This is a genomic window from Salinigranum rubrum, from assembly GCF_002906575.1.
Taxonomy (GTDB): domain Archaea; phylum Halobacteriota; class Halobacteria; order Halobacteriales; family Haloferacaceae; genus Salinigranum; species Salinigranum rubrum.
This window is the reverse complement of sequence record NZ_CP026311.1, coordinates 165826-178768: the sequence shown is the minus strand read 5'-3', so window position 1 is coordinate 178768 and position 12943 is coordinate 165826. Positions and strand designations below refer to the sequence as shown.

Below are 12943 nucleotides of genomic sequence, written 5' to 3'. Positions count from 1 at the left end.
AGGGGGTGAGGGAAGTGAGAGAGGGCGTGACGACGTCCATCTTCTCGATCTTCGACCTCACGAGCGGCTCGATGCGAGCAACGCCGATCTGTTGAAACTCCGCCACTGGCGGTTGTCCTGCTTGCGATTCCCGAAAGTATTGGCCCCCAAAGGGGGTGAGGGAAGTGCGGGTGGGGCGAGGCGCGTCCTCGTTCTGTCCTGCTCGTGAAATCCCCCTCAGAGAGACTACTATGAGTGCAAACTCCAACCTCAGCGTGGAGCAGCGTGCGGCAGACATCAGCGGCAAGTTCGGCGAGATGGGCGTGGACGTGCCCGCCTCGACCGTCCTGGAGCGAATCGCGGCTATGCAGGAGTTCAGCGTCCCACTCGAGGAGGCGACCACAACGACGGTTCGCAATCTCGCAGCGGAGTACGACCTCGACGACGGCGACCTGTCCGAGGACATCTCGGCGCTGGCGGGCTTCGGTGGCGACGCGAGCGGCTCGCACGCCTTCGAGCGCGTCATGCTCGGCGATATCGCAGACGTCGGCCCGGAGGAATGGGTGGACATCCGAGCGCAGGTCGTCAACCTCTGGGAGCCCAAGCACGACTCCATGCGGCAGGTCGGCCTCATCGCTGATGAGAGCGCCCAGATGAAGTTCGTCGTCTGGCAGAAGAACACCGAGAGCCTGCCTGCCCTCGAGGAGGGCGTCACCTACGACATCGCCTCGGCCATCACCAACGAGTACGAAGGCAAGTACTCCATCTCGCTCAACAAGGCCAGCGAGGTCACCGAGGCCACCGCCGAGGACGCCGTCGAACCCACTGACGGCAAAGTGCGCGCAACGGGCACGCTCGTCGCCCTCGAAGACGGGAGTGGCCTCATCAAGCGCTGTCCCCACGAGGACTGCACCCGCGTCGTCCAGAACGGCCGCTGCTCCGAGCACGGCGAAGTTGATGGTGTGTTCGACCTTCGGCTGAAAGCCATCCTCGACGACGGTGAGCGCGCTGTCCGAGCGCTGTTCAACGCCGAGATGACCACCGCTGTCAGTGGCATCACGCTCGAGCGAGCGAAGGAAATGGCCGCTGATGCCCTCGACGCCAGCGTCGTCGGCGCAGAACTCCGCGCCTCGCTCATCGGGAAGACCTTCGACGTGCGTGGCCCGGTCGTCGGCGAGTACTTCCTCGTGGACGAAGCGGTCGAGACAGGCTACTCCGCGGACAACCCCGGCCTCAACGACGCGAGCATGGCCCCGGCCGTCACTCAGCGCCAGCCGGCCAAGCGCCTGTTCGCCGAAGAACTCAACCAGGCGACCCACTCGTTCACCCGCCCCGAAGACGAGGGTGATGACCGAGCGCCGAAGTTCACGCTCCTGCCGAGTGGCGAGGCAGCCAACCGCGTGTTCGTCGTCGGGACGCTCATCGAGACGGCTGACGTCGGCAGTGACTCCGAGTTCTGGAAGGGGCGCGTGATGGCCGCTGGTGAGGCCGCCAACCTCTACGCCGGGCAGTACCAGGCAGAGGCAATGGACGTGCTCCGGTCGGCCGAGACGCCCTCGTACGTGGCCGTGGTCGGCAAACTCCACCACTACGAGACGGACTACGGCGTGAAGGTGTCCATCCAACCTGAGTCCATCACGGTCGTCGACCGCGAGGCCCGTGACTCGTGGGTGGCCGAGACCATCGACGCGACCCAGCAGCGCCTCGGCGCGCTCGCCAGTCGCGACTCCGACGCCACCGACGCCGTCCAGTCGGTGTACCAGTCGGATGTCTCCGACATCGAAGCGGCAGTCGAGGCGGCCATCAAGGACATCGCGCCGGAAGCGAGTCCCGCTCAAGCCCAGTAAGGGGCGAGCCGTCCCCACCTCTCGGAGGCGTTTTTTGACGCTCGAGATCCGGTTCGGCTAGCGCTCCCCCGGTTGTGAGAGGCCTGTCGCTTCCGCCCCGCCCCGTTCCGCCGCCCCGCTCCGCTCCCGGCCTCGCTTCGCTCGGCCGGTTACCGATGCGGTTCGACCCCCCGGATGGACGGTCACTCTCGGGCCGAGTATTGGTCCCCTAAAGGGGGTGAGGAAGTCGAGCAGCGTGGCGTGTCGCCGCGACGTCGACGACACTCGCGTCGTTCCGATTCCGAGCCAGAGCTCCAGCTCCAGCTCGATCTCGATTTTGTCCGCGGCGCGGCCGTGCGCCGCCTACCCGACCGAACCAATCAGTCTCGACTCACCTTCGACTCCGACCACGAATTATGTCCATCCGATATGTACTCCCGGTCAACGTACCGCTCCTGACCACCGCCGTCTTTTCGATGTTTATCACCGCCTACGTCGGAATGATGTTCCTCGCTGTCGATCCGCAGTTCGCTACCACCGGCCTCTGGACCGTCTGTGTCGGTGGCTTCGCAGTCTCGACCGCATACATCGTCATCTCGACGATCCGCCGCATCCTCCACGCGTTCACCCGACCGTCCTGGTAGCCGGCGGTCGCTGTGCATCGAATATCCAGTTTTGCTCATGTCGTTGAGGGCGTGCTGAGAACCACGGATTTCGGTCCCTCGACAGCCGTGACCCCACACTCGAAATCTTCTTTACGAATTGAATTGGCTGAATGCACTCCCCGACCAGACACTAAGCCATCGACCTCGCGCACCGTTCATTCTGGTACTTTCTCGAAAGGAGGGTGTCCCCGGCCATCCTTACGTGAGAGGCCGAGTTCCCGTGCTTGTACGGGCAGTGGGATTGGAACTGGCTTTGCTATCGGCTTCGGCGTTACAGTCATCCGCGGCTAATCCACCGCTAGAGACTGCTCCGCTGATCCTACGCTCGGCACTGGTCGAGCAACTTCGCTCGCTTGTGGCAGGAGACGTGGGAAACTGTCCTAATCCCCGGTGGATGTGTGCCCATCCATGGAGGGGTGTCGTCCGTCGTAGGAGGGTGTTTTGGGCACGACATCAGTTGGTTCCTTAACATAATAAATATTATGACTTTCGGGGTCACAATCAGAATACTGGGTTCGAATACCCAGGAAGTTGGATTGAGGTAGAGTACTAAGGGCCAGTATTAGCGCTATACCACCTGTAGGGCTTCGTTTCACTATGAAGTTTGAAGAGACGGAAGACTACCTCGCCGAGGAGCTTGACCTCGAGGCGTCACTCTCCGGCCTGTCCCCAGAGGGCGCATCTGTCACCGCGTCCGGCTCCGACGCCGTTTCCACCGCTGGCTCCTCCACTGCTAACGACGCCCGCCGAACCCCAAGGACAGTCAACGGAATATCCTTCATTCGCACACCCAACTCCCGCTTCGCGATGCGCGAACTCTCCTCCGCTGAGGCCGCTTTGAACTGCGCCAACACCGTCACGACTACCAACGCGAAATCCGTCGTCGAAAGCGCCGCCTCATACTCATACCCGCAGGACGGACATGCGACGTCCTGAACGACAATCTCCGAGTACCGCGCCGACGTCTGATTCACCCTCTTGCCCACCTCCGACACCGCGATGTTGATCACGTCCTGGACGCCCGTCGTTCCCGCCACCACCCATGGAACCGACAGCTGTACCTCAAACCATATCTCCTCCCCACCGTGCCCAGACGTCGTCATACTGTTGTTCCATATGCGTCTCACCCGTATGAGGACTCGTTGGCTACATTGAATGTGGAACTACACCCACCACATTCTGGTCCGCACGATATCTACCGAAGCACAGGCTGCTTCTGGGGGAGTTCGTGATCCGCGGTTCGGGAGGCTGAGGCGCTGCTCGGTGGCTACAGGTCCGGTTTTCGAAAGAGAGTTTAGTTGGAATTCTGAGTTCGATCGGTAGGGAACTCGGGGGTGCTAGGGTTCGTTACAGTTCAGGACACAACCAGGGAACGGGAAGTACCGTTATCGAGGGCCGTCGAATCTGAGCCTGTATCCGAATCTGAGTGCGGGTATCAGCTGTGCTCATACACGTACGCATACTCAGACAGCTCCTCCATCGAGTGACTCGGTGTACTCGGTGAGACGCTGTTCGGTGTATTCCTTACAACTCTCAACACCAGCGCGTGCCAGGCAGAGTGGGTGGAATCGAGACGCTACGACCGGATCGTAGTTCATGTCATCGTTCCGGACACCACAAACCCAACACGACGAGGGGTCACGAGGCGAGTCGCCGTTCACGAATCTCATCAACGCGTTTGCCTTGAAGAGACCGAGTGCCTCAGGGTGGTCCGTGAGGAATCGGCGGTTTCGCTTCATCTGACGCTCTTGCTGTGCGAGCTGTTTGCGTTCGGCTATTGCTTGAACGCGGTCGGGGACACGAGCGAGTTCGTCTTCGATGAGCGTCTCGAGCAGCACTGGCGACGGCCAGGTTGTCGAAACGTCACCTGAGAACTTCGCAGCGGAACTCCGGGGAACAGCCTCACCAGCATCAGACGAGCGCGACGACTGACTAACACGCTGAGGTGTCGCAGGCGTCGAGCGAGTCGATGCGGTGATCGGTGCACGCTCGAGAATCTGAATCTCGGATTCCCAACGCGAGTCGAGCTTCGGTTGACCCTGGTACGTCTGGTTGGACTTCTTGTACGGTAACTTGAAGTCAACAAGGCGGACCACGTCACCTTCGTTCGGCTCGGCGAGAATCTTCTTCGAGATGATTACTTCTCCATCGGCATCATCCGGGTCGGCCGTTGATGCAGTAATCTCCTCTTCGCTAGACTCCCAGACAGAGACACGAACTTCATCCTCGCGGCGATCTCCATCCGTGACGATCATCCCGAATTTTAATCCAGGGACGTCAGCATGGTAGATCTTCTTCACGACGCCTTGCGTGGTGAGATAGCCTTTCGAGGACCAGAGGTTCGCCTGTAGAATCGCGTTGATTCGCAGGACGTTTCTCGGATTCGTTGCTTCGTCTTCGAGGAGTCTGAGGAATGCCGACGTCACATCTTGTCCATCCAGCACACGCTGTGCAAGGTCGGACGCGACTTCGACGGGTCGGCGACGAATCTCGTGGACGGTCTCAGCCTGGAGCAATCTGCGTGCTTCAGTCAAGACCTCCTCACGAAGTTCAGAATCCTCAGCGTCGAGCTCCCGAAGGGGCTCGGCGAGGTCGTAGAGTTGCTGGGCGACGGTCTGTTCACGACGCGCAGGAGCAACACCAGCACGCGCGCTCCGGTAGCGAGCGAGCAAGTCGGTGTGTGCATCCAACGTCGCAGCCAGGCCAGTCAGGTGTCCAGCAGCGTCAATTCCCGCAGAGACTCTCTTTAGCTCTGCATCCAACGCCAGTCGGCGCTCGATACCAGGAATCGACGATCGAGAGTACTCCGCTGGATTCGCAACGAGAGTCCGGAGTGCGACTAACTCCCCAGAGGGAAGCGTCACTTCCAGATCGTCCGTTCCGACACCCTCTGTCTCGCGTGGCGTCTGTTCATCCTCGGGGATGTCCTTCAGCGCACGCAGTCGGCGAGTGTGTGCATCCAGCTGGTCTTCAGGGACGAGTGTTCGTCCAAGGCGCACCGGAACCTCCGTCGAACTGATGGGGTCGTACTCATCGAAGCCAGATGCCGTGCCCGTCAACTGGTCGCCAGTCGGGTCGGTCAGGCGGTCGTGGCCCATGTAGATGTACTGCCCACGTGCGATGACATCAGATTCAGAGAGCGCATCAGCGGGTCGTCCGCAAGCGTTCATCTCAGTCCTCCGCTCATCACTCCGAGACGCGACCATCGGTTGGTCATCGTACCAGCCGTAGACGCCCTCGGATTCACGTTCGAGTTCGAGTTCAGAACCGGACTCGTGCGCACCAGTACGCTCGGACTCACGCTCGAAGTCGACACCGGCATCGACATCGACGAAGACGTCGACATCGGAGTCGAATTCGGAGTCGGACTCGGTGGTCGAGTGTTGTCCATCCACGGTGCCACGGAACTCACGCTCAGTCGAGACTACGGACGGTGAGTGAGAACTCGTGTCTGCGTTCGTGTCTGCATCGAGGTTGAGCCACCGACGAATCATCGGGGATTCCACTCCGTCGTCGAGACGGCGGATCTCCTGGGTGGAGAGGCGAACCGTCGCCGGGAATCCGTGGTCTGCCGCCTGCGAGAACAGGCGAACAGTGTGGGTGGGGTGCTCATGTTCGGTGTTGTGTTCGATTTCGGTACTGCCGTTCTGTTGTCCGTCCTCAATGAGGTCGGACCTGTCGGTGTATCCACTCATATCAAAGCCAGAAAGCGCCGTGCTTTCTGCTCTCAGAGACGCGAACAGCAGTCATAACTATATCGTGCCATCCCGGCACTGTCTGTCGATTTTTCCGTTGTAACTCCCCACAATCCCGCGTACATTCAACGGGCCTCTGGCTCGCGACGGACGACCTCCTGCGAACGACCACGTCGAACAGAACCAATCAGTACAGAAACTCGCTCACGAAACGGCGCTCCCGCTTATCGAAAGTAGAGTGGAAAGGCGAATGCCGCCTTTCCGGCTTTGATATGATGAGCCGTTCAAGGCTCGCTAATCGCTACGTCGGAGGAGTACTTAACCGTAGCGTGGGGGCTCAGAAGGAGGGAGTCAGCAGAATACTCGCTCACAGAATAGCACTGTCGCTCGTTGAACGTAGAGTGCGCCCTCTTGGATCCTGAGGCGGTGGAGCGTACGAGCACGCTGTGGACCTCGGGGTCGCTCCCCACCCCTCTGCCTTCCGTCTTCGATGCGAGCACCAGACTTGATCCAGACGCCCCCGAGCGTTAATACTCAATACGCAAATTATGAATTGTATGTCGAAGGGTGCGGGCGACCCTGAGCGCGCGATTAATGGGTTCATGTCGGTGGCCCGGTTGCTTGAGGAGCCCCGACTGGCGCGACTCTATACGTTCATTTTTCGGGAGGGCGAGATCACGAATGACGACATCGCCGACCAGCTGGAGCGGCCTCGCTCGACCGCCTCCTCCGATACGAGTCCCTTGATTGACCTTGGTGTACTCACGCGCGACGGGGAGCAGACCATTCACACGTACACTGCGGTTCCGATTGCGCTCGCGGTGAATCTCGATGGTAACGGGTACACGATTACGCCGACGTTCATCGAAGCGTTCGGCCGCGCCCCTCGCGACCGAGACTTGGACTTACTCCTCAAACGATATGGCCTCGGGAAGCTCGCTGCCGCGCTCACATACGCGATACCCTACACCGAGGGGAAGATGTCGGAGCGGCTGGCTGCTCGGGAACTCGACCTTTAGCCCGCGTTCGCTATCGCCATTCTCCATGGACTCCGCGAAGTTGTCCTCGAGATGGAAGAGCACGATCCGTATTTCGAGGAGATACGGAACGCCCGCAAGGCCCCGCCCGAGGACGTGTGAGGGCTGTCCTGAGCAAGCTGTACAGCACGCCAGAAGAGCTCGCAGCAGTCGTGAGGTCTCCGCGTCGTACGAGTCATTCAGGAACGTCGTCGGTCAACATCCACGATGACGTACAGGGATCGTCATCGAGACGGGCGATAGCGCACGTCCTCACACCCAGCCTGTCTGGTCAATCTGTGAGAAAAGAGCATTAGCTCGTGGCGCGGCCAGCCACGTCGGTCATCTGTTCGCGAGCAGCCTCCACGTCGGAGTAGAGTTCCAGTGCGTGCTTGATGAGGCGGCGATCCTCCCCGTTTTCGCGCCAGAACGCGATGACGTCACGGCGTTCTCGGAGCTCGGTACTTGCGAGGTCGCCGTCGGCGAGCGACTGTTCGAGGTCTTGCCACGTCTCGACGTCGTAGGTTTCCTGCCACTCCTCGATCTCCTCGGTGATCGCGGCCAGTTCGCTCCGTAACTCCTCGCGTGTGTTCTCCTCGATGAGCGTGCGGATTTCCTCGAAGAGCAGTCGCGTGTAGTCCGGCTGATAGCGCGTGCTCTCACCGGCCTCAACGCGGCGCAGCTGCCCCTGTTCGACAAGCGCTTGGAGTTCCTCGTTGGTCGTGCTCCAGGCGGCGTCGGCCTGTTCGCTTATCCAGTTGACCGACCGTGGTTCGCGAAGCGTCTTGGCGACCGCCCGAATACGGTCGCGGGCGCTCATCGACTCGGTCCACGACTGGACGCCATCTCGCGAGGAGTCGGACATTTCGGTACCTCTGGCAACAGCGTTTGCGCTGTACTCTCATATGTTTGTACTATCTCGCATAATCACGAGCTGTTGCAAGCGAGGTCGTCTGGACGTGCAAAAGTGAAGCCGCACGGAGATACGTAGTTGCCTGGTTCACGAATCCCCCAAAGGCTTTAGAACATAGTCCGCGTACTATGGACTATGTCGAACGTGCCATCTTCCATCCAACCACCGGATGCGGGACACACGGCCCACCGGTTTTTCGTCATTCAGGAGCTGCTGGGGACGCCTGATCTCGCACGGTTCTACACGGATTTGTTGATCAACTCCCCAACAACGGTCACGGCAGTTCGTGAGCGTCAGGGCTTCTCTAAGAGCACTGCCTACAAATATGCGAATACGCTCGCCGAGTTGGGTGTCGCCAAAGAATTAGACGAGTACGAAGGTGGTTCCGCACTCTGGCGTGCAGACCCCGTGAGTGGGGACTGGACAGACGAGATGACTCTCGAACTCGGTCCCGCCATCATCGCAGTCTACGGGGCGATTAGCGTCGACGACGATCTCGAACTCTTCGCTGATCGGCATGGGAAAGCCGCACTCGCCCCTGCGGTCATGGCCACACTCACCTACTTGCAGGGTGAGACGACGCGTCGTGGCGTCGCCGATAAGCTCGGTGTGCCTGCTGTAGAAGCCATCGCGGTCACGCAGGCCATCGAACGAATCATCGCCGTGGTGAAAGACCACGACCCGACGCTCAACGACATCGCGTTTGAGGTGGACGTTCACGAACGCGCAATCGAGCAGGGGCCGTATCAGCGCGCAGATGAGTGAGGACCATCCGTCCCCGTTCCCGACGGCCCTCATTCTCGACACGAGCTTTCTTCGAACCATCGGGGGAACAGACTCTTCGCCGTATCAAACCTTCATCCAGTACGTCAAAGCGGAGGGAATTGATCTCTACCTCACCCCAGGTGTCGTTGAGGAACTCGCAGAGCAACGAGGATACATCAGTATCGACTGGGTTGACCGAGCGGACACAACGACGTGGATCACACTCATCGACACTGTCCAGTCTGGGGTCCGGGTACATGACGGCCCGCGCGCTGGCGAAATCATGGACCGTGTCCATGAGCGGCTGGCGAAGTCTGAGCAGACGGACCCTGACAAGTTGCGGAAGACTGATTCAGAGCTTCCAGCGGCTGCGGTAATGCTTCTTGGTTCGACAGGGCATGATTCCGTCGGGATATTGATCGATGACCGGAACGCTGAACGATCGATTTCAGGTGTGATCGACAATACGTACTACGAGGGACGAATTCGTGTTCTCAACATCTGGGATGCAATAGAGTACATAGAATCCTGACTCAGTCAGCGATTGTCCAAATATTCTCACCGCTATACTTCAGCCAGAAACCGCGCAAATAGACGAAGCGACAAGACTGTCATCCGTCCGTCGGGGATCACCATCGACGAATCGTAGGGCATTCGAGATCGAGAGGTCGTCATTTGCGAACGCGAGCTTAACCTGGAGGTGAACCGCCGCGGGGGGACCACACCGGGTTGTGAGCGACCCATCGACCTCTGCCGCCACAGAACGGACTCGGCTAGTTCTCGCTCAGTATTGGCCCCCCAAGGGGGTCGAGGGGGTTCGAGAGGAGGATGGCCGACAGCCGCCCGCCTTCCGAATCATCCACCACGGAGTGACCTACCGATGACATACTACCACGACGGACAGCACCGCCTCTCGAACAGCGACGTTGAACAAGACGATCGCTTCGACGAACTCCGGCTGCGCGGGCTTTACGAGAGTCCCCACCTCGAGAGCGACTGTCTCGGCGTCCGCCTCGAGAACGCAGGCGAACTCATGATGGCCGCCCGGACCCAGCCCGAATACGACGAGTTCGGCCTCGAAATCGAAGGCACCGGCGGACAGGAACTCGACGCCTACTGGGTGGGTGCAAGCCTCCGCACCACGCAATCCCGGGATATCGACCCGATGGACCTCACCGACGAGGACCTCACTGGACTCCCACTCGAAGCTCAAGAGCGCCTCCACGGACTTCACGAAGAGCGGAAACGCCAGCGAGAGAAAGCCCTCGCCGCCCACGTCGCGGGTATTGACCGCGAAACACGGCGCCGGGAGGAACTCCTCAGTGAGTACCGCGAGCGCCGGGCTGACTACAACGACCGCGTCATCGGCGACAACATCCACTCCTACGACCCGTTCGAGCAGCTCGACGAGGAAACCACCCAGCGCGTGCACGACGCTGCCGACCGAATCACCGACCGCCTCGTCACGCCCCCGAACAAGGCCATCCTCGAACACCGCCTCGCCAGCAAGGTCGCCCGAGGACAGGACCTCTTCACCGCCCAATCGAACGTCCTCGACGAACTCTACCAGGAAGCGGGCGTCATCCAGCCCATCTCTTCGGTGCCGATCATCCCCTCGAAGTACAACGTCGAAGCCGACATCCAGGGGACCGTCACGCGACTCTGGCAACCCAAATCCCGCACCCAACAGCAGGTCGGCCTCATCGAAGACGACACCGGGACCATCAAATTCACCGTCTGGACGAAATCAAATCAGGGAACCATCCTCCATGAAGGCGACCTCGTGCGCGTTGTCGCCGGGAAAGTCGGGAAATACCAGGGCCAGGCGACGCTCGCCGCCGACTCCGAGACTCGCATCACGGTCATCGAGGCCCGCGACGGGCCAGCGCCACGCGGCGACCTCCCCAACGTCGACTGGGCGAAATACGCCAAACGAAATCGTGAGCGCGGCATCGAACAGCCCTTCCAGCGGCACGGGGTCCGCTCGATACCCGCGCTCGGCACACCCGGTGTGCAGGAAGTCTCTCGTCCCGTCCACACGCCGGTCGACCGCCTTGACGCCGAAGAGAGCGGGCAGATGGACGCCCACGAATGGCTCAAAGCCACCGAGATATTCGACGAAAACGGCGACATCCCACTCCCAACCTGGTGGCGCGAACAAGCCACCGTCGTCTCCGTCCTCGTCGACGCCGACGCCGACCGAGACGCGATTCACGCCGCCGTCCACGACGTCATCGCCACCTCACGGCCCGACTCGACGCCCGGCCCAGACCATCCCGTCCCACAGGGCAAGCGCCGTCTCTGGGCGCTCGTGCGCAACCTCGACCACTTCGGAACCGCACTCGAGGACGAGGACTCGGGCGCTCCCGACGAACCCATAGCAGCCACCGAAGACGCCAGCATGAACGCGCTCACCGGCGTCGCGACTCCCGACACCTCCGAGACGACGGCGACGACAGAGCCCAGCCTCGGCCTTCCCACGACCACCTGCCGGTGTCCCAAGTGCTCCCACGACCGGGCGCACTACCGACTCGTCCAACTCCGCTCCATCGACGAGCCACCGACCAGACTCCTCTCGTGTGCCAGTTGCGGCCAGCGCTGGCGCGACGACAGCTAACCTCACACTCATGTGCTCACATACCAACTCCGACAGCGATAGCAACGACACCGATACCGACGCCAGTCCCACCGACGAGGAGCTGTTCGACCTCGATATCGTCGACGGCGAAGATCCCTCGCGAGCGGTCAACCCCGACGACCGATACCGGCCTGACCCACCGGGGCCAGGCCCGACCGTCGGGACGCGCTTCGCCACGCTCCAAGACGGATCGTTCGCCATCATCGAGCGTGCCGCCCTCGGCGGATGGATCAGCGCCGACGAAACCATCAGCCTCGAAGACGCTCGCTGACCGAGCAGGCCAGGACTCGCAGACCGTCGCGATCAGCAAACCCTCCCAGAGTTTTTGCTCCCCAAGGGGGGTGAGGGGAATCGGAGGAGAGACGAGAGGTATTGTGTCTCTCACGGCTCTCGTGTGCCTCGTTCCGACGCTTCTCGGCCCGTCTCCCTCGTGGGGAAACTCTCCCAGAAGACACCTCAAACAGCCATCGAACCAGAACCAAACTCGAACCAATGTCCACCAACGCAACACCCGCAGATTCTGCGGTCAACGCCTCCAGCGACGACCTCGCGACGGCCGCGACCACCCTCATCGAACAGTTCCCCGACGACGCCGGCGATGAAGCCCTCCCGAGTGTCGACGATATCGTCACCCGGCTCGACCAGATGGTCAACGGCTACAACGTGCCGCTCGAGGAGGCTACTCGCGCCACGCGCAACCACTACCTCGACGTGCTCGGCATCGAATACGACGACCTCGCACTCCCCTCGCAGAGTGCCGGCGACACGACGCTCGACGAAATCAACACCGACGGCCAGTGGGTCAGCGTCACCGTCAAAGTCGTCGACCTATGGGAGCCGACCAGCGACAGCATCTCCCAGGTCGGGCTCATCGGCGACGAGAGCGGCCGACTCAAGTTCACCAAGTGGGCCAAAGCCGACCTTCCCGAACTCGACGCGGACGGCGTGTACCGACTCGACAACGTCATCACCAGCGAGTACGAAGGCCGCTACTCCATCAACCTCAACTCCCGGTCGGTCATCGACCCCGTCGATGACGATATCGAAGTCGGCGACAACGCCGAGGAGTTGACCATCGAGGCCCCGATGGTCGCGATCCAGTCCGGAAGCGGGCTCATCAAGCGCTGTCCCCACGACGGCTGTACGCGCGTTCTCCAGGACGGCCGGTGTGCCGAACACGGAACGGTCGAAGGCGAATTCGACCTCCGCATCAAGGCCGTCTTCGACGACGGCGTTCGCGTCCAGCACGCCATCTTCGACAAGGAGGCGACCAAAGCCCTCGCCGACATCACCATCGAGGAGGCCAAACAGCAAGCGATGGACGCTCTCGATACGAGCGTCGTCGCGAACGACCTCACCGACGCCCTCGTCGGTCGCTACTACCGAGTCAGCGGCCGCGTCATCGGGAAATATCTCCTCGTCGATGAGGCCGACCCACTCGCGTAG

Annotated in this window: 10 protein-coding genes and 1 pseudogene; 8 read left to right on the top strand and 3 right to left on the bottom strand. The window is 61.0% G+C overall.

The features are described 5' to 3' along the window. The first annotated feature begins 230 nt into the window (after positions 1-230). Positions 231-1826 (top strand): hypothetical protein, encoded by a 1596-nt coding sequence (locus C2R22_RS26740; protein WP_245903090.1) that lies wholly within the window; start codon positions 231-233, stop codon positions 1824-1826. Between the two features lie 395 nt (positions 1827-2221). Continuing rightward, positions 2222-2449 (top strand): hypothetical protein, encoded by a 228-nt coding sequence (locus tag C2R22_RS23085; RefSeq protein ID WP_103428105.1) that lies wholly within the window; start codon positions 2222-2224, stop codon positions 2447-2449. A gap of 641 nt (positions 2450-3090) precedes the next feature. Here the strand turns inward: C2R22_RS23085 and C2R22_RS23080 are convergent. Both C2R22_RS23080 and C2R22_RS23075 read right to left on the bottom strand, forming a co-directional pair. Further along, positions 3091-3573 carry a DUF555 domain-containing protein gene (locus C2R22_RS23080; RefSeq protein ID WP_103428104.1) on the bottom strand — a complete coding sequence of 161 codons (483 nt, stop codon included), beginning with the start codon at positions 3571-3573 and terminating at the stop codon, positions 3091-3093. A gap of 360 nt (positions 3574-3933) precedes the next feature. Further along, positions 3934-6165 carry a hypothetical protein gene (locus C2R22_RS23075; RefSeq protein WP_162562634.1) on the bottom strand — a complete coding sequence of 744 codons (2232 nt, stop codon included), beginning with the start codon at positions 6163-6165 and terminating at the stop codon, positions 3934-3936. 557 nt (positions 6166-6722) lie between these two features. Here C2R22_RS23075 and C2R22_RS23065 point away from each other — a divergent pair. Further along, a pseudogene (locus C2R22_RS23065) lies at positions 6723-7304 on the top strand (DUF7437 domain-containing protein). Between the two features lie 190 nt (positions 7305-7494). Here the strand turns inward: C2R22_RS23065 and C2R22_RS23060 are convergent. Beyond that, entirely contained in the window at positions 7495-8046 is a 552-nt protein-coding gene (locus tag C2R22_RS23060; protein WP_103428101.1) for a DUF7342 family protein, read from the bottom strand. 183 nt (positions 8047-8229) lie between these two features. Between C2R22_RS23060 and C2R22_RS23055 the strand changes: the two genes are divergently transcribed. From C2R22_RS23055 to C2R22_RS23030, 5 genes are all read left to right on the top strand, one after another. Next, positions 8230-8859, top strand: a complete 630-nt coding sequence (locus tag C2R22_RS23055; protein ID WP_245903089.1) for a DUF7437 domain-containing protein — start codon at positions 8230-8232, stop codon at positions 8857-8859. Further along, positions 8852-9391, top strand: coding sequence for a hypothetical protein (locus C2R22_RS23050; RefSeq protein ID WP_103428100.1), 540 nt, complete (start codon positions 8852-8854; stop codon positions 9389-9391). The genes C2R22_RS23055 and C2R22_RS23050 overlap by 8 nt, the downstream gene beginning before the upstream one ends. A gap of 348 nt (positions 9392-9739) precedes the next feature. Then, positions 9740-11476, top strand: coding sequence for a hypothetical protein (locus C2R22_RS25980; RefSeq protein ID WP_103428098.1), 1737 nt, complete (start codon positions 9740-9742; stop codon positions 11474-11476). A gap of 10 nt (positions 11477-11486) precedes the next feature. Further along, positions 11487-11768 (top strand): hypothetical protein, encoded by a 282-nt coding sequence (locus tag C2R22_RS23035; RefSeq protein WP_103428097.1) that lies wholly within the window; start codon positions 11487-11489, stop codon positions 11766-11768. Between the two features lie 221 nt (positions 11769-11989). Continuing rightward, on the top strand, positions 11990-12943 hold the full coding sequence (locus C2R22_RS23030) for a replication factor A (protein WP_103428096.1): 954 nt from the start codon (positions 11990-11992) through the stop codon (positions 12941-12943).